This is a genomic window from Pseudomonas sp. W5-01, from assembly GCF_046540435.1.
GTDB classification, from domain to species: Bacteria; Pseudomonadota; Gammaproteobacteria; order Pseudomonadales; family Pseudomonadaceae; genus Aquipseudomonas; species Aquipseudomonas graminis_B.
This window is the reverse complement of record NZ_JAXCIP010000007.1, coordinates 104,125-124,588: the sequence shown is the minus strand read 5'-3', so window position 1 is coordinate 124,588 and position 20,464 is coordinate 104,125. Positions and strand designations below refer to the sequence as shown.

Annotated in this window: 21 protein-coding genes and 2 pseudogenes; 6 read left to right on the top strand and 17 right to left on the bottom strand. The window is 62.0% G+C overall.

The window, feature by feature from the left end; all coding sequences use genetic code 11:
* Positions 1–40 precede the first annotated feature (40 nt).
* The 9 genes from SLW75_RS21660 to SLW75_RS21620 all read right to left on the bottom strand — a co-directional run bounded on the left by SLW75_RS21660 (position 41) and on the right by SLW75_RS21620 (position 9,497).
* A complete protein-coding gene (locus tag SLW75_RS21660; RefSeq protein ID WP_192133526.1) occupies positions 41–1,201 on the bottom strand; it encodes a D-alanyl-D-alanine carboxypeptidase family protein in 1,161 nt (386 codons plus the stop codon).
* 195 nt (positions 1,202–1,396) lie between these two features.
* Positions 1,397–2,440 carry a septal ring lytic transglycosylase RlpA family protein gene (locus SLW75_RS21655; RefSeq protein WP_065988374.1) on the bottom strand — a complete coding sequence of 348 codons (1,044 nt, stop codon included), beginning with the start codon at positions 2,438–2,440 and terminating at the stop codon, positions 1,397–1,399.
* Positions 2,440–3,450 (bottom strand): lytic murein transglycosylase B, encoded by a 1,011-nt coding sequence (mltB, locus tag SLW75_RS21650; RefSeq protein WP_410935402.1) that lies wholly within the window; start codon positions 3,448–3,450, stop codon positions 2,440–2,442. The genes SLW75_RS21655 and mltB overlap by 1 nt, the downstream gene beginning before the upstream one ends.
* 17 nt (positions 3,451–3,467) lie before the next feature.
* Positions 3,468–4,571, bottom strand: coding sequence for a rod shape-determining protein RodA (gene rodA, locus SLW75_RS21645; protein ID WP_065988478.1), 1,104 nt, complete (start codon positions 4,569–4,571; stop codon positions 3,468–3,470).
* 31 nt (positions 4,572–4,602) lie between these two features.
* Positions 4,603–6,501, bottom strand: a complete 1,899-nt coding sequence (gene mrdA / locus SLW75_RS21640) for a penicillin-binding protein 2 (RefSeq protein WP_065988376.1) — start codon at positions 6,499–6,501, stop codon at positions 4,603–4,605.
* Positions 6,502–6,532: 31 nt separating this feature from the next.
* Positions 6,533–7,000, bottom strand: coding sequence for a 23S rRNA (pseudouridine(1915)-N(3))-methyltransferase RlmH (rlmH, locus tag SLW75_RS21635; protein ID WP_065988377.1), 468 nt, complete (start codon positions 6,998–7,000; stop codon positions 6,533–6,535).
* Between the two features lie 9 nt (positions 7,001–7,009).
* Positions 7,010–7,429 (bottom strand): ribosome silencing factor, encoded by a 420-nt coding sequence (gene rsfS, locus SLW75_RS21630; protein ID WP_065988378.1) that lies wholly within the window; start codon positions 7,427–7,429, stop codon positions 7,010–7,012.
* 66 nt (positions 7,430–7,495) lie between these two features.
* Positions 7,496–8,140, bottom strand: coding sequence for a nicotinate-nucleotide adenylyltransferase (gene nadD, locus SLW75_RS21625; RefSeq protein WP_167355788.1), 645 nt, complete (start codon positions 8,138–8,140; stop codon positions 7,496–7,498).
* A gap of 82 nt (positions 8,141–8,222) precedes the next feature.
* On the bottom strand, positions 8,223–9,497 hold the full coding sequence (locus SLW75_RS21620; protein ID WP_192133522.1) for a glutamate-5-semialdehyde dehydrogenase: 1,275 nt from the start codon (positions 9,495–9,497) through the stop codon (positions 8,223–8,225).
* 528 nt (positions 9,498–10,025) lie between these two features.
* Here SLW75_RS21620 and SLW75_RS21615 point away from each other — a divergent pair.
* From SLW75_RS21615 to SLW75_RS21605, 3 genes are read left to right on the top strand one after another with little or no spacing between them, the layout of a single operon-like run.
* Positions 10,026–10,202, top strand: a complete 177-nt coding sequence (locus SLW75_RS21615) for a hypothetical protein (protein WP_192133520.1) — start codon at positions 10,026–10,028, stop codon at positions 10,200–10,202.
* Positions 10,195–10,878, top strand: a complete 684-nt coding sequence (locus SLW75_RS21610; RefSeq protein ID WP_296306863.1) for a DNA-3-methyladenine glycosylase — start codon at positions 10,195–10,197, stop codon at positions 10,876–10,878. The genes SLW75_RS21615 and SLW75_RS21610 overlap by 8 nt, the downstream gene beginning before the upstream one ends.
* Positions 10,879–10,882: 4 nt before the next feature.
* Positions 10,883–12,199, top strand: coding sequence for a bifunctional DedA family/phosphatase PAP2 family protein (locus tag SLW75_RS21605; RefSeq protein WP_410935401.1), 1,317 nt, complete (start codon positions 10,883–10,885; stop codon positions 12,197–12,199).
* A 57-nt stretch (positions 12,200–12,256) separates the two neighbouring features.
* On the opposite strand, the gene SLW75_RS21600 is transcribed toward SLW75_RS21605, so the two are convergent.
* The 3 genes from SLW75_RS21600 to SLW75_RS21590 are packed head-to-tail and all read right to left on the bottom strand — an operon-like array spanning position 12,257 to position 13,933.
* On the bottom strand, positions 12,257–12,847 hold the full coding sequence (locus SLW75_RS21600; RefSeq protein ID WP_065988382.1) for an LON peptidase substrate-binding domain-containing protein: 591 nt from the start codon (positions 12,845–12,847) through the stop codon (positions 12,257–12,259).
* A 10-nt stretch (positions 12,848–12,857) separates the two neighbouring features.
* Positions 12,858–13,568, bottom strand: a complete 711-nt coding sequence (locus tag SLW75_RS21595; RefSeq protein ID WP_192133651.1) for an LrgB family protein — start codon at positions 13,566–13,568, stop codon at positions 12,858–12,860.
* A gap of 2 nt (positions 13,569–13,570) precedes the next feature.
* On the bottom strand, positions 13,571–13,933 hold the full coding sequence (locus SLW75_RS21590) for a CidA/LrgA family protein (RefSeq protein ID WP_065988384.1): 363 nt from the start codon (positions 13,931–13,933) through the stop codon (positions 13,571–13,573).
* A gap of 196 nt (positions 13,934–14,129) precedes the next feature.
* Between SLW75_RS21590 and SLW75_RS21585 the strand changes: the two genes are divergently transcribed.
* The 3 genes from SLW75_RS21585 (at position 14,130) to SLW75_RS21575 (ending at position 17,295) form a co-directional block, all read left to right on the top strand.
* Positions 14,130–14,585 (top strand): MaoC family dehydratase, encoded by a 456-nt coding sequence (locus tag SLW75_RS21585; RefSeq protein WP_065988385.1) that lies wholly within the window; start codon positions 14,130–14,132, stop codon positions 14,583–14,585.
* A gap of 171 nt (positions 14,586–14,756) precedes the next feature.
* Positions 14,757–16,451: a C13 family peptidase gene (locus SLW75_RS21580; RefSeq protein WP_065988386.1), complete on the top strand. Its 1,695-nt coding sequence runs from the start codon at positions 14,757–14,759 to the stop codon at positions 16,449–16,451.
* 202 nt (positions 16,452–16,653) lie between these two features.
* Positions 16,654–17,295 (top strand): oxidoreductase, encoded by a 642-nt coding sequence (locus tag SLW75_RS21575; protein WP_065988387.1) that lies wholly within the window; start codon positions 16,654–16,656, stop codon positions 17,293–17,295.
* Positions 17,296–17,401: 106 nt separating this feature from the next.
* On the opposite strand, the gene SLW75_RS21570 is transcribed toward SLW75_RS21575, so the two are convergent.
* The 5 genes and pseudogenes from SLW75_RS21570 to SLW75_RS21550 form a co-directional block, all read right to left on the bottom strand.
* Positions 17,402–17,689, bottom strand: a complete 288-nt coding sequence (locus SLW75_RS21570; RefSeq protein WP_065988480.1) for a YceK/YidQ family lipoprotein — start codon at positions 17,687–17,689, stop codon at positions 17,402–17,404.
* A complete protein-coding gene (gene ubiX, locus SLW75_RS21565) occupies positions 17,682–18,311 on the bottom strand; it encodes a flavin prenyltransferase UbiX (RefSeq protein ID WP_065988388.1) in 630 nt (209 codons plus the stop codon). The genes SLW75_RS21570 and ubiX overlap by 8 nt, the downstream gene beginning before the upstream one ends.
* Positions 18,308–19,657 (bottom strand): UDP-N-acetylmuramate:L-alanyl-gamma-D-glutamyl-meso-diaminopimelate ligase, encoded by a 1,350-nt coding sequence (gene mpl, locus SLW75_RS21560; RefSeq protein ID WP_410935400.1) that lies wholly within the window; start codon positions 19,655–19,657, stop codon positions 18,308–18,310. Before mpl ends, ubiX begins: the two co-directional genes overlap by 4 nt.
* A 374-nt stretch (positions 19,658–20,031) precedes the next feature.
* Positions 20,032–20,142, bottom strand: a pseudogene (locus SLW75_RS21555) (helix-turn-helix domain-containing protein); the annotation flags it as partial.
* Positions 20,143–20,334: 192 nt separating this feature from the next.
* Positions 20,335–20,445 (bottom strand): annotated as a pseudogene (locus SLW75_RS21550) (helix-turn-helix domain-containing protein); the annotation flags it as partial.
* Positions 20,446–20,464: the final 19 nt, after the last annotated feature.

The following is a 20,464-nucleotide window of genomic DNA, read 5'->3' as shown; positions in this document are numbered from 1 at the left end:
GGGCGTACGGAGCAACGGTCAGCTTTTGATCAATCGTTGATCAGTTGAACAGACCGTAGAAGAACAAGCGGATGCTATCCCACAGGCGGCGGAAGATACCACCCTCCTCGACGGCGTCCAGAGCGATCAGGTTGGCACTGTGCACGACCTTGTCGTCCAGCTTGACCTCAACCTTGCCGATGACGTCGCCTTTGGCGATCGGCGCAACCAGCTGTGGATTCATGGTCATGCTCGCGGCCAGCTTCTTCAGCTCGCCTTTTGGCATGGTCATGGTCAGGTCTTCAGCCAGACCGGCTTTGACTTGACGCTCTGTGCCTTTCCAGACCGGCGCCTGAGCCAGTTCGGTGCCCTTCTGATAGAAGGTCTGGGTTTCGAAGAAACGGAAACCGTAGGTCAGCAGCTTCTGGGTTTCGGCAGCACGAGCTTGCTCGCTGTTGGTGCCGAACACGACAGCAATCAGACGCATGCCATCACGCACGGCCGAGGACACCATGCAGTAGCCGGCTTCTTCGGTGTGACCGGTTTTCAGACCGTCGACGGTCTTGTCACGCCACAGCAGCAAGTTACGGTTTGGCTGTTTGATGCCGTTCCAGAAGAACTCTTTCTGCGAGTAGATCGCGTAGTGCGCCGGGTCTTCGTGGATGATCGCGCGCGCCAGCAGGGCCATGTCATGGGCGGTGGCGTAGTGATCAGGGTTCGGCAGGCCGGTCGGGTTCATGAAGTGGCTGTTGACCATGCCCAGGTCGGCAGCGGTCTTGTTCATCAGGTCGGCGAAGGCGTCTTCGCTGCCGGCGATGTGCTCGGAAAGCGCAACGCTGGCGTCGTTACCCGACTGAATGATGATGCCGTGCAGCAGGTCACTGACGGTGACCTGGCTGCCCACTTTGATGAACATCCGCGAACCGCCGGTGCGCCAGGCGTTTTCGCTGACGGTCACCGGGTCGTTTTCGCCGATCTGGCCACGACGGATTTCCAGCGTGGCGATGTAGGCGGTCATCAGCTTGGTCAGACTGGCCGGTGGCAGGCGCTGGTCGCCATTGTTTTCGACCAGAACGTTGCCACTGTTGGCGTCCATCAGCACATAAGCCTTGGCAGCCAGTTGCGGTGGCGATGGCGTCATCTGTTCGACCGCAAACACGGCAGGCGTGGTGAATAGCGGGATAAGCAGGCAAAGGCGTTTTGCAAAGCTGGTGATGTTCATCCGTCTCTCGAAAATGCTAATGGGCAAACATGCCCTTGCGGGCAAAGCGGGTGCCGGGCTACCCCGGCAAACGGGCTCACATTCTACAGAACGTGCCGTGAAAAGCTGCTGACAACGACAAACCCGGTCGGCATGTCGTCGGTCAGGCAGCGAAACGCGCCTCCGTTGCCGGGGCGTTAATCGCTGATGAAAGCGTTACTGGTCCGACGTGACGACGCTTGGCGAGCCGAGATTGGCCGACCTTACGCTGTTTTGCAGCTGCTGGGCTTCACCCGGCGTGTCGACCGGTCCCATCCGCACGCGATAGAGCGTCTGTTGGTTGCGCGCGATCGAACTCACGAACACCGGCGCGCGGACCATCCCGCTCAATTTCGACCTCAGGAGTTCCGCAGCGTCCGGGTTGGCGAAGGCTCCCACTTGGAGAAACAGCCCAGACGCTTGTCCGGAAGCGTTTTTTTTTGCGTCGATCGGCACGGGCGTGACCGGAGCGGCGTGTTGCTGCGGTGGCGGCGTCCATTGCTCGATCGTACCGGCCGATGCGGTAATCACCGGCGCCGCTGCCTGCCGAGGCGGCGGATTGCTGCTTGCCACTTGCGGCTGATCCAGCATCAGCGGCGCCGGTTTGCCGCGCTGCGCCCAATACTGAGAAGGGTCGATGCCTTCAACTTTTACCCGCGCCGTGCCGTTTTCGGCATAACCGAGCTTCTTCGCCGCTGCATAGGACAGGTCGATGATGCGGTCCGAATAGAACGGGCCGCGATCGTTGACCCGCAGGATCACGGTGCGGTTGTTGTCCAGGTTGGTCACGCGAACATAGCTGGGCAGTGGCAGCGTCTTGTGCGCCGCGCTCATGCCATACAGGTCATAGACTTCGCCGTTGGCCGTGTTCTGCCCGTGAAACTTGGTGCCGTACCACGACGCCGTTCCCGTCTGGGAATAGGTCCTGGAATCGCTGAGGGGGAAATAGGTCTTGCCCAGCACCGTATACGGGTTGGCCTTGTACGGGCCGGTGTGCAGGGTCGGAATGGCATCGGGGATGCGCGACACATCAACGTCCCACCAGGGCGCGCCGTCTTTGTGCGCCCTGTTGATGTCCAGCCCTGGCTGCGAGCGAATGACGTTGCCCTGCTGCCGCTGCGTCGTTGTCGTCGGGCGGCTGGTCGAGCAGCTGACGATCAGCAACGTCAGTGCCGTGAAGGCCATCAGTTTCAATGGTTGGTGCATCGGCAGTGGCCGCATTACTTGACGTCCCGGGCTTGAACAAGCATTTCAGACAGTTGATGCACGGCCATGGCGTACATCACGCTGCGGTTGTATCGCGTGATTGCGTAAAAATTCTTCAGGCCCATCCAGTATTCAGGGCCTTTGTCGCCATCGAGGCGAAATGCCGTGACCGGCATGTCGTCGCGCAGCGCATCATGACTCGCCCAGCCCAACGCTCGCAACTCCCCAACAGTCTTCACCGGATCGATGCCCGGGCTCAAGCCCTGATCGACGCGGTCACCGCGCACGTCCGCGCGGCTGACAACCGGCTGGCCGGCCACCCAGCCGTGACGCTGAAAGTAGCTGGCCACGCTGCCGATTGCATCGTCCGGGTCGTTCCAGATGTTGATGTGGCCATCGCCGTCGAAGTCCACTGCATAGGCGCGGAAACTGCTCGGCATGAACTGGGGCAAGCCCATCGCCCCGGCGTAGGAGCCTTTGAGCGTCAGCGGATCGACCTGCTGTTCGCGGGACAGCAACAGGAACTCGCGCAGCTCCTTGCGGAAGAAGTCGGCGCGCTGGGGATAGTCGAACGCCAGGGTCGACAATGCGTCCATCACCCGGTAATTCCCGGTATTGCGGCCGAAAAACGTCTCGACGCCGATGATCGATACGATCACCTGAGCGGGCACGCCGTACTCCTGCTCGGCGCGCGCCAGGGCGGCCTCGTGCTGACGCCAGAAGTCGACGCCCCGGGCAACGCGGGCGTCGGTGAGGAACATCGGGCGATAGTCTTTCCACGGCTTGACGCGTTCGGCAGGCCTGGAAATGGCATCGAGGATTGCCTGCTTGCGCTGCACATTGCGGAACACATCGATCAGTTGTTCACCCGCGAATCCATAATCGCGGGTCATTTCGCTGACGAACTGGGCGACTTGAGGAGAGCCGTCATAGTCACCGGCAAGTGATTCCTGCACTGAGCCGAAGATGCCCATCAGACCGACCAGCGGCGCATATCGAGCAGCCCAGCCACGCACTACTTGCATTGAGTTCTTCACCTTAATCAAACCTGAGCGATCCATTTGCGATGCGTATGGACCGACATCAAAACACCAAACGCTGACAGCAGCGTCACCAGCGAAGTTCCGCCGTAGCTAATGAAGGGCAACGGCACGCCTACGACCGGCAGCAGACCGCTGACCATACCGATATTGACGAAAACGTAAACAAAAAAGGTCATGGTCAGGCTGCCCGCGAGCAGCTTGCCGTAGAGCGTCTGCGCCTGGGCGGTGATCACCAGCCCGCGGCCGATGAGCAACAGATAGATCAGCAGCAGCGCGCAAATCCCCACCAGCCCGAATTCCTCGCCGAGCACCGCAATGATGAAGTCGGTGTGACTTTCAGGCAGGAAGTCCAGGTGCGACTGCGTCCCCATGAGCCAGCCTTTGCCGAACACGCCGCCCGAACCGATCGCCGCCTTGGACTGAATGATGTTCCAGCCGGTGCCGAGCGGATCGCTCTCCGGGTCGAGGAAGGTCAGGATCCGCTGCTTCTGGTAGTCGTGCATGAAGAAGAACCACATGCCCACCGCGACCGGGACCGCTGCCGCCACCACGCTGATGATCCAGCGCCAGCGCAGGCCGGCCATAAACAGCACAAAGGTGCCGGAGGCCAGAATCAGCAGCGAGGTGCCGAGGTCCGGCTGACGCACGATCAGAATGAACGGCAGACCGATCAACCCGAGGCTCACCGCCACGTGCTTGAGGTGCGGTGGCAGCGTGCGCTTGGACAGGTACCAGGCGATGGTCGCCGGCATGATGATCTTCATGAATTCCGAGGGCTGAAAGCGGATGACTCCGGGAATGTTGATCCAGCGCGTCGCGCCCATGGCGTTGTGGCCCATGACGTCCACCGCCACCAGCAGCAGAACGCCGATCACATAGGCGGCGGGCACCCAGCGGGCCATGAATCGGGGTTCAAGCTGCGCGATGACGAACATCGACACCAGGCCGATGCCGAAGGAGGTCGCTTGCTTGATCAGCAGGTCCCAACTCTTGCCGCTGGCCGAATACAGCACGAACAGACTGCCCGCCGCCAACGTCAGCAGCAGGATCAGCAGCGGGCCATCGACGTGAATCTTCTGCAGAAACGTGGCGCGACGGCGCATCACATCTTCGCTGGACAGGATGCGGTCGAAATTACTCTTCACGGGCCGCGGTCTCCGGAGGCTGTGCATTGCTGGCGTATTCGGGTTTCAGGTGACCCTGGGGATCAAGCAGCCAGGCGTCCATGACCTGCCGCACCACCGGCGCGGCAACGCCCGATCCCGACTCGCCGTTTTCGATCATCACCGCAACGACGATCTTCGGGCTGTCGGCCGGCGCGAAGCCGACGAACAAGGCGTGGTCGCGGTGGCGTTCCTGGACTTTCGAGCGGTCGTACTTCTCGCCCTGCCGAATGGCCACGACCTGGGCCGTACCGCTCTTGCCGGCGATGCGGTACTGGGCACCGATCGCGGCCTTGCGCGCGGTGCCGCGAGCGCCGTGCATCACTTGCTGCATGCCGTGGTTGACCTTGGCCCAGTCAGACGGATCACGCAGGACGATGTCAGGCATCGGGTTGTGGTCCACCGGCTTCTGCCCTTCGACGGTCCTGGCCAGGTGCGGGCGGTTCCATTTGCCTTTGTTCGCCACCAGCGCGGTGGCCTGGGCCAACTGCAGCGGGGTGGCCTGCATGTAGCCCTGGCCGATCCCCAGAATGAGTGTTTCACCCGGGAACCACGCCTGCCGCCGGGTGACACGTTTCCAGTCACGGGAGGGCATCAGGCCGGGGGATTCTTCGAACATGTCCAGCGAGACTTTCTGGCCGATGCCGAACTTGTTCAGGTAGGCCGACAGCCGATCGATCCCGACCTTGTGGGCCAGATCGTAAAAGTAGGTGTCGTTGGAGCGCATGATCGCCGTGTCCAGATCCACCCAGCCATCGCCGGTGCGGTTCCAGTTGCGGTATTTGTGGTCGTAGTTCGGCAGCATGTAATAGCCGGGGTCGAACACCCGCGTGCTCGCCGTGATAACGCCAGTATCGAGACCGGCAATCGCCACCGCCGGCTTGATCGTCGAACCCGGTGGATACAGGCCCCGCAAGATACGGTTGAACAGCGGGCGGTCGACCGAATCGCGCAGCTCGGAGTAGGCCTTGAAGCTTATGCCAGTGACGAACAGATTCGGGTCGAAGCTCGGCTGGCTGACCATCGCCAGCACCTCGCCGGTGCTTGGGTCCAACGCCACCACGGCGCCGCGACGCCCGGCCAGCGCGGCTTCGGCGGCTTCCTGCAACTGGATGTCGAGGCTCAGGACGATGTCCTTGCCGGGCACCGGATCGGTCCGTTTGAGCACGCGCAAGACGCGGCCGCGGGCGTTGGTTTCGACTTCTTCGTAGCCGACCTGGCCGTGCAGCTCGGGCTCGTAAAAGCGCTCGATACCGGTTTTGCCCATGTGGTGAGTGCCGCTGTAATTCACGGGATCGAGGCTTTTCAGCTCTTTCTCGTTGATCCGCCCCATGTAACCCACCGAGTGGGCGAAGTGCTCGCCCTGCGGATAGTGACGAACCAACTGCGCCACCACTTCAACGCCCGGCAGCCGGAACTGATTAACGGCGATACGGGCGATTTGCTCTTCGGTCAGCTCGAACAGAATGGGCACCGGCTCGAACGGCCGTCGCCCCTGCTTCATGCGTTTTTCGAAGATGATCCGATCATCCGGCGTCAGCTCAAGCACTTGAACGATGGTGTCCAGCACTTGGGTCCAGTCACCGGAACGTTCGCGGGTCATGCTCAGGCTGAAGCTCGGCCGGTTGTCGGCAATGACCACGCCGTTGCGGTCGTAGATCAGCCCGCGACTCGGCGGAATCGGCTGCACGTGAACGCGATTGTTCTCGGACAGCGTCGAGTGGTACTCGTACTGGATGACCTGCAGGAAATACAGCCGCGCGATCAGCACGCAGATCAGCACGACGACCGCGACTGCACCGACCACGACTCGGCTGCGCACCAGGCGTGCGTCCTTTTCGTGGTCTTTCAGGCGGATCGGCTGAGACATTTAGGGCAGGTTCACAGTGAAGGCAGCGGCGCTACTTGTGATAAGGGTGACCGGACAGCACGGTCCAGGCACGATAAATCTGCTCGCCGATGAGGATGCGCACCAGCGGGTGCGGCAACGTCAGTGGCGACAACGACCAACGCTGCTCGGCCCGTGCACAGACTTCCGGCGCCAGCCCTTCCGGACCGCCGACCATCAGGTTGACCGTGCGCGAATCCAGACGCCAGCGATCGAGCTCGCCCGCCAGTTGCTCGGTGCTCCAGGGCTTGCCATGCACTTCAAGCGTGACGATCCGCTCGCCCGGCTGCACTTTCGCCAGCATGGCCTCGCCTTCCTGACGGATGAGGCGTGCCACGTCGGCGTTCTTGCCACGGGTATTGAGCGGAATTTCCACCAGGTCCAGCGCCAGCTCGGATGGCAGACGCTTGGCATACTCATGCCAACCCTCTTCCACCCACTTGGGCATGCGGGAACCGACAGCGATCAGACGCAGACGCACAACGACGCCTTAGGCCTGGTCTTTGTTCAGCTTGTCGAAATGCTCGTGAGCGTTTTCCGGGCTGTGGTGTGCAGCGCTGGCCGAACGGCTCTGCTCGGCACCGGCCCACAGACGCTCGAGGTCGTAAAACTGGCGAGCGGAGGCGGTCATCATGTGAACGATGGCGATGTCCAGGTCGAGCAGCACCCAGTCGCTGTCGCCCTTGCCTTCTTCGCCCAGCGGCTTGAGGCCCTGCTTTTTGACTTCTTCGCGGACCTTGTCGAGCATCGCGTTGATCTGGCGGTTGGAGGTACCGGTCGCGATGACCATGTAATCAGTGATGCTTTGTTTGTCACGAACGTCCAGCACCTGGATATCCTGGGCCTTGACGTCTTCCAGGGCAGCCCTGATCACTTCGATGATTGGGTTTACAGCGCGTTTGTCAGTCATAAAAAACTCTTTTAACTCGTATGTTTGGGCGTTTCTTCGCGCACTTGGCTGCGTAGCGACACACCTTTAGTTCGACGCACGGTACAGCCCGTGCGTATCGATATAGGCCAGTACCGCGTCTGGCACCAGAAAACGTACCGACTTACCGCTGGCCAGCAGTTGACGGATCTGGGTGGCAGACACCGAAAGCGGCGTCTGCCAGACGAACGTAATCTTTCCGCCGGGGCCCTTGAGGGCCTTTGGATCACTGACGGCACGTCCCGCGAGCAGATTTCGCATCGCATCCGGGGACTCGCTGTCGGCGTCCGGGCGTTGCAGCACCACGATATGGCAGTGCTCCAGCAACTCTTCCCACCGATGCCAGGAAGGCAGCCCGCAAAAGGCGTCCCAACCCAGCAATAAAAATAGCTGGTCATCGGCGGCGAGTTCCGCGCGCATCGATTCCAGCGTGTCGATCGTGTACGACGGCTTGTCGCGCAACAGCTCGCGGTCATCCACCGTCAAGGGTGGCACCCCGGCGACCGCGCACTGCACCATCGCCAGACGGTCCTGCGCCGAGACACTTGGCGTGTCGCGATGAGGCGGTCGGGCGCTGGGCGTCAGGCGCAGCTCATCGAGTTCCAGCAGTTCGGCGACTTCCAGTGCGCCACGCAAGTGGCCAATGTGCACCGGGTCGAACGTGCCGCCGAGTATGCCGATGCGCTGTGGCACCCGTGCCGTGTTCAGCGGAACCGCAATCGGATCGGCCATTGCCTGCGCGCCGCTGCCTGAAGCCTGACCGACGTGGACCAAGTCAGACCGGCCCCTGCCCGCGCAACTGCGTGCCGTCGCCGACGACGATGTATTTCTCGCAGGTCAGGCCTTCAAGCCCCACGGGACCGCGCGCGTGAATCTTGTCGGTCGAGATGCCGATTTCCGCGCCCAGGCCGTATTCGAAACCGTCGGCAAAGCTGGTGGGCGCGTTGACCATCACCGAGCTCGAGTCGACTTCAGCCATGAAGCGGCGAGTCTGGGCTTGCGAGTCGGAGATGATGGCGTCGCTGTGATGCGAGCCGTAGTGATTGATGTGTTCGATGGCCTGGTCCAGACCGGTGACGATGCGGATCGACAGGATCGGCGCAAGGTACTCGGTGTGCCAGTCGTCTTCGGTGGCCGGCAAGACATCGATCAGGTCGCGGGTGCGCTCGCAGCCGCGCAGTTCGACGCCTTTCTCGCGAAACTGGGTAGCCATGGGAGGCAGAAACTCTGCGGCGATGGCTTGATCGACCAGCAGGGTTTCCATGGCGCCGCAGATGCCATACCGGTAGGTCTTGGCGTTGAAGCTGATGCGCTGGGCAGCGGCCAGGTCGGCATGGGCACTGACGTAGACGTGGCAGATGCCGTCCAGGTGTTTGATGACCGGGACTTTGGCATCACGGCTGACGCGTTCGATCAGGCCTTTGCCTCCACGCGGCACGATGACGTCCACGTACTCCGGCATGGTGATCAGTGCGCCAACGGCGGCACGGTCGGTGGTTTCGACGACTTGTACGACGGCGGCAGGCAAACCTGCGTCATCAAGGCCGCGCTGGATGCAGGCGGCGATGGCGCGGTTGGAATGTATGGCTTCGGAGCCGCCACGCAAGATGGTGGCATTCCCGGATTTGAGGCAGAGGCTGGCGGCGTCGATGGTTACGTTGGGACGCGACTCATAGATGATGCCGACGACGCCCAGTGGCACGCGCATTTTGCCGACCTGGATGCCGGAGGGCTGGAAGCTCATGTCGCGCAGGGTGCCGATGGGGTCTGGCAGGCTGGCGACCTGGCGCAGGCCGGCGATCATGCTGTCGATGCGGGCCGGGGTCAGGGAGAGGCGTTCGAGCAGAGCGGGTTCGAGTCCATTGGCGCGGCCAGCGGCGAGGTCCTGTTCGTTGGCGGCGGTCAGCTCGGCACGGGAAGCGTCCAGCGCGGCAGCGGTGGCTGCGAGGGCGCGGTTCTTCTGTGCGGTGCTGGCACGGCCGATCACGCGGGAGGCTTCGCGGGCGGCGCGACCCAGGCGGGTCATGTAGTCAAGAACGGACTCAGTCATGGTCTCGGGAGTCTTGGCAAATGGGAAAGCGGCGGATTATAGCTGTCGGGCGTGCTGAACGACAGCGGCGACAGGCGGATGGTCGGAATAAGGAGGTTTTGTTCAGTGAACCAGGCCCACCGAGCGTGGATTCCGCCTAACGGCGGAACTGTTTCGCCTTCGGCGAGTTACTTGGAAAAGCACCCCAAGTAACCAAGGGTGCCTGCTCCTGGTTGGGCCCTTCCTTCGTCAGGGTTCCTTCACTCCGGTCTCGCTCCGTGGGCCCGCGCCGAACGGACATCCATGTCCTGACGGCGCTCTCGCCGCATCCATGCGGCTCGGCCCACTGCGCGAGACCTGCGTTCAGCCTGCACCCAAGTCGCGTTTGGCGGTGTCTGGAAATCTTGCGTACGAAGATCAAGATCAAAAGCGCGTTTAGGCAGATCAAGAGCTTCCCGGCTGAAGCCGGTCTACAGGGATCGCCGCCGGTCTCACTGGCGGGACGCGATGCTTTTTAGTGGGACCGGCTTTAGCCGGGAAGGCGCACGTGTGGGCAATGAGATTTTTGATCTGCTCCCCGTTGGTAGGGGACTGATTTATTTACAGCGCTTCACCGTAAATCAATCTGTCCCCGGCTTCGCGCCCACCCTCACCCATTCAGCTCCAATTAAGGCCGATGTTGATATGATCGCGGTCCATTCTCTGACTGCCGTTGTTTATGCCTGACCAATCGCCACGCGCCCTGCCGGACAGTTTTTTTCATCGCGATGCGCAGACGCTTGCCCGGGAGTTACTCGGCAAGGTCATTCGTCACAAGGTCGACGGGGTGTGGTTGTCGGCGCGGATTATTGAGACGGAGGCGTATTACGTGGCCGAGAAAGGCAGTCATGCGTCCCTCGGTTACACGGAAAAACGTAAAGCTTTGTTTCTGGAAGGCGGGCACATTTATATGTATTACGCCCGCGGCGGTGATTCGCTGAACTTCAGTGCGGAGGGCCCGGGCAATGCGGTGTTGATCAAATCGGCCTATCCCTGGGTCGATGCGGTGTCCGATGAGAACGCCCTCGCCCGCATGCTGCTGAACAATCCCGACGCCAGTGGCAACGTGCGCACGCCCGAGCGGCTGTGCGCTGGACAGACATTATTGTGCAAGGCGCTGGGCCTGAAAGTGCCGATGTGGGACGCCAGGCGCTTCGATGAAGAGCAACTCTTTGTCGAGGACGTGGGTCAGCGACCGCCGCGGATTATTCAAACCACGCGCCTGGGCATTCCCGCCGGGCGTGACGAGCACCTGATGTACCGGTTCGTTGACGCCGCCTATGCCCGCTTCTGCACACGGAACCCGATCAGACGCGGGCAAGTCGAAGGGCGCGACTATATTCTCATCGAGCAAGGAAACTGAACCCATGGGCGCATGGCTCGACAGCATCACTTCTTGGCTAAGCGCCAACCCTTCCTGGCTCGGCGCGGCGATTTTTATCGTCGCATTCATCGAATGCCTGGCGATTGCCGGCATCGTCGTCCCCGGCACCGTTGTGCTGTTCGCGATTGCCGCACTGGCCGGCAGCGGGATACTCCCATTGAGCGAAGCGCTTTTGCTGGGCTTCCTCGGCGGTATCCTGGGCGACCTGGTGTCGTACTTCCTCGGCCGGCGCTTCCATCAGAGGATTCGTCAATTGCCGGGGCTGCGCAGTCACCCTGAGTGGATCGGCGGCGCCGAGACCTACTTTCAGCGCTACGGCATTGCCAGCCTGCTGGTCGGCCGCTTCATCGGCCCGCTGCGCCCTATGCTGCCGATGGTGGCCGGGATGTGCGACATGCCGTTCGTGCGCTTTGCCGGCGTCAGCCTGATCGCCGCGGCCGGATGGTCCGTGGCCTATATTCTGCCGGGCTGGGCGACCGGTGCTGCGATCCGCCTGCCGCTGCCGGAAAACTTCTGGCCCCAGGCTGCCGTAGTGGGCGGCGGGCTGGCGCTTCTGCTGGGCATCAGCATCCAGAGCAGCCTGCGACAAAAGCCCTACGCGACGAAAGTTATCGCCCTGACCTGCTTCATTTTGCTGGCAAGCGTTTTCCTCGGCTGGCCGTACCTGGCCGATTTCGATCAAGGCATCATGACTGTGGTGCAGGCCAGCCGGAGCGCTGCAGCCGAGAACTTCGTGGTGATGGTGACGGGCCTGGGGGATTTCCGGACTCAGTTCTGCGCGGCCGCCCTGCTGACCATCCTGCTGGGCGTCACGCGGCAATGGCGCCATGCAATCTTCGTGATCGGTACCACCCTTGGCGCGGCGTTGATCAATCAGAGCATGAAATACACCTTCGCCCGCGCACGGCCTGAGGTCCTGACGGAGGCGCTCGGGACTTACAGCATGCCGAGCGGACATGCCTCGGCCTCGTTTGCGCTATTCATGTCGCTGGCGGTGCTTGCCGGCCGGGGTCAGCCGGTTCGGCTGCGATTGACCTGGCTGCTGCTGGGCGGGATTCCGGCGCTGGCGATCGCCATGTCTCGGGTGTATCTGGGGGTGCACTGGCCGACGGATGTCACGGCCGGGATGCTGCTGGCGTTTTTCACCTGCGCCGCGAGCCTTGCCTTCGTGCAGAACAAGAAGCCGTTGGAGGCGCTGCCAATCAAGGTGTGGTGGCTGGTGCTGCCGGCGATGGTGGCGCTGTTCGGCGGGTTCGGTCTGCACTCGTTCCCCCACGGTTTGATCCGCTACCAGTACTGACGCGACGTGCATGCGGCCCGGCGGGGTAACGAGCCGGGCTGCGAGCAACATCTAGCATCAGGCCTGCATGTCGCCCTGCATTTCGTCGAGCAGGTCCTGAATCGCATCAAGCCGTTCTTCGGCGTCTTCGATTTCCAGCAGCTCAATCTTGTCTTCTTCCGCGAACGGCAACAGGTACGCCAGTTGATTGGCCAGCGAGTGCTGACCGCTGGCGGTGAGGCCCATGTTCAGCGCGGCCACCATCGGGTGTTCAGCCAGCGCCGCGAGCAAGGCGACCAGATCGTCGTCCTCTTCCTGCAGCGGTTGCTCCTGGGGATCGTCCAGCCACTCGACTTCGCCGACCAGCAGGTTGTCGCGCTGGGTGCTGTAGTCCTTCACCCGAAAACGTCGAGCCCCCACAACGCGAATGCCGAGCAGGCCGTTATCCTGCTTCTGGAAATCGGTCACCCGTGCTTCGCAGCCGATCAGCGAGAAACCGTCCGGCACGTCGCCCGTCTCACTGCCTTCAGTGATACAGACCACGCCGAAGCCTTCGCCCTGCTTCATGCAGCGGCCAATCATGTCGAGGTAGCGCGCCTCGAAGAGCTGCAGATCGAGCACGCACCCCGGGAACAGCACGGCATTCAGTGGAAACAACGGCAACGACATAAACCCATCCTCAAGCAACCAGAGACACCGCCAACGGCAGGAACAAGGCCGTGGCGACACCCATCAAACTCATTGCCAGCGCCGCGAAGGCGCCGCATTCCTCACTTTCCTGCAGGGCCGCCGACGTACCCACCGCATGGGCCGTCAGCCCGAGGGCCATGCCTCGCGCTTCCGGGCTGGTTACCCGCGCCAGGGTCAGCAGACCGGGGCCGAATATGCCGCCGATCACCCCGGTTATCAACACAAACACCGCGGCCAGCGCCGCCACGCCGCCAATCTGCTCGGCGACGAGCATGGCGATCGGCGAGGTCACGGACTTGGGCGCCATGGTCATCAGGATCATGTGATCGGCGCCGAGCATCCAGCCCAGCCCCACGCACAGCCCGGTGGCCAGCACGCCACCCACCACCAGCGTAGTCAATACCGGCCAGAACAGTTGCCGGATGCGCCGCAGATTCAGATAAAGCGGCACCGCCAACGCAACCGTGGCGGGGCCCAGCAGAATGCTGAGGATTTCGGTGCTCTTGCGATATTCGACGTAGGACAGTCCGCAGCTCACCAATACGCCAATCACCACCAGCATGGAGATGAGCACCGGTTGCAGAAACACCCAGCGGGTTTTCTCGTAACCGGCCAGCACCAGTTGATAAGCGCCCAGCGTGATGGCGATGCCGAACAAGGGGTGATGAATCACCGACAGCCAGGCGCCGTGCCAGTCCAGACTCATGATGGCTCCCGGCGATTGGCCTGGCGGTCGATGAGTTTCTGCATCAGCCAGCCGGCGAAGGTCAGCGAGACCATCAGAGAAATCACCAGCGAGCCGACGATCGCCCAGAAATCTTCGGCGATCTGGTCCGCATACACCATCACGCCCACGGCAGGCGGTACCAGCAGCAGCGGCAGGTAGCGCAGCAGGCTGCTGGCCGCCAGGCTGATGGGTTCGCTGACTTCGCCGCGGGTCATCAGGTAGATCATCAGCAGCACCAGCCCGATGATCGGGCCGGGCAGGATCGACAGAAACAGGTGATTGAGCGCGGTTCCGATCAGTTGGAACAGCACAAGCCAGGTCAGGCCTCTTAGCAACATAGAAAACTCCAGCAGATTCGCGCCGACATTATAGGCACGCCACCCGCTCTGCCTATGGGGTGGCATTCGCCAGTTGAGGGAACGTTGACCCGCGCGGTGCGGCGTGCTGATCTTCAGTGCCAAGCAATAACAGCGCCGACGCCACGCTGCCTGTGAAGATCGCGCGCAAAAACAATAACTGACAAGGAGAATAGCGATGCCCCACGTACCCGTTGCAGAACTCAAACGCTATGAAGGCAAGGACCTGGGATGCTCCGAATGGCTGACCATCGATCAGGCGCGGATCAATCTGTTTGCCGAGGCCACCGGCGACTTTCAGTTTATCCACGTTGATCCGGTGAAAGCGGCGCAAACCCCGTTCGGATCGACCATCGCCCATGGCTTTCTGTCGCTGTCGCTGATCCCCAAGCTGATGGAATCCCTGATGGTCGTGCCCGAAGGCATGCAGATGGCGATCAACTATGGCCTGGACAGCGTGCGATTCATTCAGCCGGTGAAAGTGAATTCGCGCGTTCGTCTAAAAGTCACGCTGGCGCAGGTCACCGAAAAGAAGCCCGGCCAATGGCTGCTCAAAGCCACGGCAACGCTTGAAATCGAAGGCCTGGACAAGCCCGCGTTCATTGCTGAACCGCTTTCGCTGTGCTTCGTATAACCCCGCCGCCCCTCTACAAAGCCCCTGCAAACCTTCCAGAAACATGAAACAGTCGTAACAGACTGTTTCATGAGCGTTCCTCGCTGCGGCATACTCGCTGCGGCTGTGTGAGCGACTCGATACACGTACGCGATCAGATCACGCCGAAACATCTTTTTTTCGGGATTTACCATGCGCGCGTTTGCTCCTTTGGCCCTGACCTTCCTTCTTGCCGCTTGCGGCGACGGCGAATCGCTGTTGCCCCCGGACGCTCGCCTGCCCGACGGCGGACGCTATCGCGGCGACGTGATCAATGGCGTGCTGCAAGGCAAGGGTCGGATCGATTACCCCAATGGCAGCTGGTACGCCGGGGAATTCAAGAGCGGGCAGTGGAACGGCCAGGGCGAGTGGCACGCCAGCAACGGTGACGTGTACCGCGGCGGTTTTCAGGACGGGCTTTTCCATGGCCAGGGCTCGCTGACGACCAGCGCCGGCAGTTACGTCGGCGGCTACAAGCTGGGGCGGCGCGACGGGGAAGGCACGCTGAAAGAGCACGGCATGAGCTATCGCGGCGAGTTCAAGGCCGACCTGTACGACGGCGCCGGTCATCTGGAACTGGACGACGGCAGCGAGTATCAGGGCCAGTTCGCCCACGGCAAACCCAACGGCGAAGGCCAGCGCAACGATTCGGCGGGCAACCAGTTCAGCGGCAAGTTCGTCGATGGCCAGCTTGAAGGCACGGGCAATTTCAACAGCGCCGATGGCGATCAGTACGTCGGCGGCTTTCACAACAATCAGCTCAATGGCCGCGGTCGCTACGAAAACGCCGATGGCGATGTCTGGTCGGGGCAGTTCAAGGATGGCGCGTTCACCGGCAAGGGCGAGTTGATCGGCTCCGATGGCACCCGCTATCAAGGGGACTTCAAGAACTGGCGCTTCGCAGGCTCAGGCAGCCTGAAGCTACCGGACGGCAGCGTGTACATCGGCCAGTTCGAGAACGATAACTATCAAGGCAGCGGCGTGCTGACCACGGCGGACGGCGAAGTCCAGAGCGGCACCTGGTCCAACGGCCAGCGCGTGCGCGATGCGGCCGGAAAGCTGCTGCCGGACCCGCTGGAAATGGGCCTGCTCGCCCAGGGCGCCCTGGTCGAAAAAGCCCTCGCCGCCGTGCCCGCCTCCACGCCGGCCATCGAGCTGTACAGCCTCGTCGTGGGTGGCGATGGCAAGCAGAGCGTCTTTCTGCGCGAGGCGGATTACGTGAACAAGCTGCTCGCCACGCGCTTCGGTGCGTTTGGCCAGATCACGCTGGTCAACCATCGCGATCACATGGCCGATCGCCCGCTGGCAACCCGCGAAACCATCAGCCGCGCCGTGCAGACGTTGGCCAAGCGCAGTGGTCCGGAAGATTTGATCTTCATTTACCTCACCAGCCACGGCACCCATGAACACGAGCTGGTGCTGGATCAGCCGCGCCTGGAGCTGTCCGACCTGCCCGCCAACGAGATGGCCGGCGTGCTGGCGCCGCTGAAAAATCGCGACAAGGTGGTGGTGATTTCCGCGTGCTATTCGGGCGGTTTCATTCCGGCGATCAAGGACGAGCGGACGATGGTGATTACCGCATCCCGTGAGGACCGGGTGTCCTTTGGCTGTTCTGAAGAGGCGGATTTCACCTACTTCGGCGAGGCGCTGTTCGGCAAGGCGCTGGTGGAAACCGACGATCTGGTGCAAGCGTTCAATGAGGCAAAAGACATCGTCGCTCAGCGTGAAACGGACGAAAGCTTCGAAGCCTCCGAGCCGCAGATGTGGGCACCGAAAGGCGTGGTCAACCATTGGCGGCAGCTGCGCAAAAGTCAGGCGGAGCGCGCGCTGAATACCGTTCGACGCTGAGTCCCATCGCACCTGATGCAGGATCGGCTTCAACCGGGAAGGGGCCGGGCGGGTCCGCCTGCAAACCGGTTCCGACAGATTGATCCAGGCTCAAGTGCGGGATGCGCGAACATTTCATGTGTTTTTGTGAAACCCTCCCGCTACGCCCGCAGTCTGTTCCGGTACAGCGCCTATGCTTGTGGCGTATCAAGGGAGAAAGATCATGTACTTGACGCCTCAGCACATTTTGCTTGCCGGAGCTACCGGATTGACTGGCGAGCACTTGCTCGACCGCCTGCTCAACGAACCCACTGTCACCCGCCTCCTCGCCCCCAGCCGTCGTCCCCTGGCTGAACATCCACGTCTGGAAAACCCGGTCGGCGATCTTCAGCGTTTGCTGCCCACCCTCGAAGGTCCTGTGGACATCGCCTTCTGCTGCCTGGGCACCACGATCAAACAGGCCGGCTCCCAAGAAGCCTTCCGGGCCGTCGATCTGGACATGGTCGTGGCGTTTGGCAAACGTGCTCGCGAGCTGGGGGCGCGTCATCTGCTGGTGATCAGCGCCGTGAACGCCGACCCGCAATCGAGCATCTTTTACAGCCGTGTGAAAGGCGAGATGGAAGAAGCGCTGAAGCTTCAGGGCTGGCCGCAACTGACCATCGTCCAGCCGTCGCTGCTGATTGGCGAGCGGCAGGATCAGCGTCTGATGGAGCAGCTGGCCGGGCCGATTGCCAAGCTGATTCCCGGCAAATACGGCGGCATCGAAGCCTGCAACCTCGCCCGCGCGTTGTGGCGCCTGGCGCTGGAAGAGCAGGACGGCGTGCGGGTGGTTGAATCGGATGATTTGCGGCGGTTGGGGAAGTAGCGCTGATTGGGCTTTATTGCCGCCGCGAACCCTGTGGGAGTGAGATTGCCCGCGAAGAGGCCGTCACTGCCAATCAATCTGTCCCAGCAGGTGTCCGGTAGCGCAATTACATCCCGCCCGTCGCCTGAAACCCCACACCCAGCGCGGTCAGAATCGACAATGGCAATAGCAGCGTGTCCAGCAGCGCGCTGCCGGGCAGGTCGAGCATCGGGTATTTCGGCGCCTCGGTGCCAAAGCGCTCCTTCTCGCAGCAGCCCCCTTCAATAGCGTACAGATCCAGTCGCGTGCCGGCATAAACGACCGGCGCGCCGGGCTGATTGGCGTCGAGGGTGCGCACGGTCGAGCAGCCCGTCGTCAGCAACAGGCCCAGCGCAAGGACAACGAGCTTATTCATCGGCGCCAAAATGATGCTCGCCCCAACGCGGCAGCATGTCCTGCGGGATGTTGAGCAGGTTCAGAATCCGCGCGACGACGAAATCCACCAGATCGTCGATCGTCTGCGGCTGGTGATAGAAACCGGGCGACGCCGGCAGAATCACCGCGCCCATGTTCGACAGCTTGAGCATGTTCTCCAGGTGGATGCTGGAGAACGGCGCCTCGCGGGGCACCAGGATCAACTGCCGGCGCTCCTTCAACGTCACGTCTGCGGCGCGCTCGATCAGGTTGTTGCAGGCCCCCGTGGCGATTGCCGACAGCGTACCGGTCGAACACGGCACCACCACCATCGCACTCGGCGAGCCTGAACCGGACGCCACCGGCGACATCCAGTCTTCCTTGCCGTACACCCGAATCTGGCCCGCTGTCGCGCCGGTGTATTCGTTGAGGAAGGCCTGCATCATCTGCGGTTTGGGCGGCAGATTGACGTCGGTCTCGGTGGCCATGACCAACTGCGCGGCCTTGGAGATGAGGAAATGCACTTCGCGGTCTTCGCGCACCAGGCAGTCCAGCAGGCGCAGGCCGTATTGCGCGCCGGACGCGCCGGTCATCGCCAGGGTAATGCGTTCCGGGCCGCTCATTGCAGGGCCTCCGCGAGTTTGCCGTGCAGGCCGCCGAAGCCGCCGTTGCTCATGATGACCACGTGGGTACCGGGCTCTGCCTGGTTTTTCACAAGCTCGATAATGCCGTCGAGGCTGTCGCACACCAACGATGGAATGGTGCACTCCGCGGCGGTTGCCGCCAGATCCCAACCCAGATTGGCCGGCGCATACCAGACCACCTGATCGGCCTGGACGACGCTTTCCGGCAGGCCGTCGCGGTGGGCGCCGAGCTTCATGGAGTTGGAACGCGGCTCGACGATGGCGATGATTGGCGCATCGCCGACCTTCTTGCGCAGACCGTCCAGCGTGGTGGCGATGGCGGTCGGGTGGTGGGCGAAGTCATCGTAGATGGTGATGCCGCGCACTTCGGCGACCTTCTCCATGCGCCGTTTCACGCTCTTGAACGCACTCAGCGCGTCGACGCCCTGCTGCGGCACCACACCAACGTGGCGGGCAGCGGCGAGGGTCGCCAAGGCATTCGCCACGTTGTGCTGGCCGGTCATGCCCCAATCGACGATGCCCTGGACCGCACCTTCGAAAATCACTTCGAATTTTGAACCGTCTTCGCTGAGCAGGTTCGCCTGCCATTGACCGCCCTCTCCGGTGGTCTGCACCGGCGTCCAGCAGCCCATTTGAATCACGCGCTCAAGTGCGGGCTCGGTGGTCGGGTGGATGACCAGGCCTTCGCTCGGGATGGTGCGCACAAGGTGGTGGAACTGCCGTTCGATGGCCGGGAGATCGGGGAAGATGTCGGCGTGATCGAATTCCAGGTTGTTGAGGATGGCGGTGCGCGGGCCGTAATGGACGAACTTGGAGCGCTTGTCGAAGAAGGCGCTGTCGTATTCATCCGCCTCGACGACGAAGAATGGCGTTTCGCCCAGGCGCGCCGAGACATCGAAGTTCTGCGGCACGCCGCCAATCAGGAAGCCCGGGGCCATGCCGGCGTGTTCCAGCACCCAGGCGAGCATGCTGCTGGTGGTGGTTTTGCCGTGGGTGCCGGCGACGGCCAGTACCCAGCGACCGCGAAGGACGTGATCGGCCAGCCATTGCGGCCCGGAAACGTAGGGCAGGCCCTTGTTCAGGACATGTTCGACCGCAGGATTGCCGCGCGACATGGCGTTGCCGACCACCACCAGATCCGGTGCCGGTTCGAGGTGCGAAGGGTCGTAACCCTGCATCAACTGAATGCCCTGCGCTTCGAGCTGCGTGCTCATCGGCGGGTAGACGTTGGCATCGGAGCCCGTGACTTTATGGCCCAGATCCTTGGCGAGCACCGCCAGCGAACCCATGAACGTGCCGCAGATACCCAGAATATGAATGTGCATGACCGACCTCTTAGAACATGGGCCGCAGGTTAGCGTAGAAGGCAGTGGATGCGCACGGGGGAATTGAGGGTGCTCGATCAGACTGGTTGAAGGGGACTGATTTATTTACAACGCTTCACCGTAAATTAATCTGTCCCCGCTTCAGACAGTGCCCCCTGCGGTGTGACGCCTGGCGCCTTCCCGGCTAAAGCCGGTCCCACTAATTGACCGCGATCCCCCTGTAGGACTGGCTTTAGCCGGGAAAGCGTCGGGCGCTACGCCGCAAGACTGATGGCGCTCACGCCGGCCTCTTCCCGGCTAAAGCCGGTCCTACAGGGGACCGCATGCACACGCAGAATTCCGAGCATTCACACCGGTTTCATCCACTCAGCACCTCAGCGGTTGATACCATGCTTGCGCAGCTTTCTGTACAGCGTATTGCGGCTCACCCCCAATTCCCGGGCGGCGTGGGGCATGTGCCAACGCTGGGTGTCCAGGGGTTGAAGGGGACTGATTTATTTACAACGCTTCACCGTAAATTAATCTGTCCCCGTTTCAGACAGGGAAGACGTCAGATCGCACACTGCAGAATTGATGGCGCTCACGCCGACCTCTTCCCGGCTGAAGCCGGTCCTACACGGGACCGCATGCACACGCAGAATTGCGAGCATTCACACCGGTTTCATCCACTCAGAACCTCAGCGGTTGATCCCATGCTTGCGCAGCTTTCTGTACAGCGTATTGCGGCTCACCCCCAGCTCCCGGGCGGCGTGGGTCATGTGCCAACGCTGGGTGTCCAGGGGTTGAAGGGGACTGATTTATTTACAA

What these genes read in the sequence shown, in the direction of transcription:
- mpl (WP_410935400.1), bottom strand. Translation starts at nt 19,657, where the DNA reads ATGCACATTCATATTCTGGGTATCTGCGGCACGTTCATGGGTTCGCTG.
- SLW75_RS21585 (WP_065988385.1), top strand. Translation starts at nt 14,130, where the DNA reads ATGCCCCACGTACCCGTTGCAGAACTCAAACGCTATGAAGGCAAGGAC.
- mrdA (WP_065988376.1), bottom strand. Translation starts at nt 6,501, where the DNA reads ATGTCTCAGCCGATCCGCCTGAAAGACCACGAAAAGGACGCACGCCTG.
- SLW75_RS21660 (WP_192133526.1), bottom strand. Translation starts at nt 1,201, where the DNA reads ATGAACATCACCAGCTTTGCAAAACGCCTTTGCCTGCTTATCCCGCTA.
- mltB (WP_410935402.1), bottom strand. Translation starts at nt 3,450, where the DNA reads ATGCAAGTAGTGCGTGGCTGGGCTGCTCGATATGCGCCGCTGGTCGGT.
- rodA (WP_065988478.1), bottom strand. Translation starts at nt 4,571, where the DNA reads ATGCGCCGTCGCGCCACGTTTCTGCAGAAGATTCACGTCGATGGCCCG.
- rsfS (WP_065988378.1), bottom strand. Translation starts at nt 7,429, where the DNA reads ATGACTGACAAACGCGCTGTAAACCCAATCATCGAAGTGATCAGGGCT.
- SLW75_RS21590 (WP_065988384.1), bottom strand. Translation starts at nt 13,933, where the DNA reads ATGTTGCTAAGAGGCCTGACCTGGCTTGTGCTGTTCCAACTGATCGGA.
- SLW75_RS21605 (WP_410935401.1), top strand. Translation starts at nt 10,883, where the DNA reads ATGGGCGCATGGCTCGACAGCATCACTTCTTGGCTAAGCGCCAACCCT.
- SLW75_RS21655 (WP_065988374.1), bottom strand. Translation starts at nt 2,440, where the DNA reads ATGCGGCCACTGCCGATGCACCAACCATTGAAACTGATGGCCTTCACG.
- SLW75_RS21620 (WP_192133522.1), bottom strand. Translation starts at nt 9,497, where the DNA reads ATGACTGAGTCCGTTCTTGACTACATGACCCGCCTGGGTCGCGCCGCC.
- SLW75_RS21570 (WP_065988480.1), bottom strand. Translation starts at nt 17,689, where the DNA reads ATGAATAAGCTCGTTGTCCTTGCGCTGGGCCTGTTGCTGACGACGGGC.
- SLW75_RS21600 (WP_065988382.1), bottom strand. Translation starts at nt 12,847, where the DNA reads ATGTCGTTGCCGTTGTTTCCACTGAATGCCGTGCTGTTCCCGGGGTGC.
- SLW75_RS21610 (WP_296306863.1), top strand. Translation starts at nt 10,195, where the DNA reads ATGCCTGACCAATCGCCACGCGCCCTGCCGGACAGTTTTTTTCATCGC.
- SLW75_RS21580 (WP_065988386.1), top strand. Translation starts at nt 14,757, where the DNA reads ATGCGCGCGTTTGCTCCTTTGGCCCTGACCTTCCTTCTTGCCGCTTGC.
- ubiX (WP_065988388.1), bottom strand. Translation starts at nt 18,311, where the DNA reads ATGAGCGGCCCGGAACGCATTACCCTGGCGATGACCGGCGCGTCCGGC.
- SLW75_RS21575 (WP_065988387.1), top strand. Translation starts at nt 16,654, where the DNA reads ATGTACTTGACGCCTCAGCACATTTTGCTTGCCGGAGCTACCGGATTG.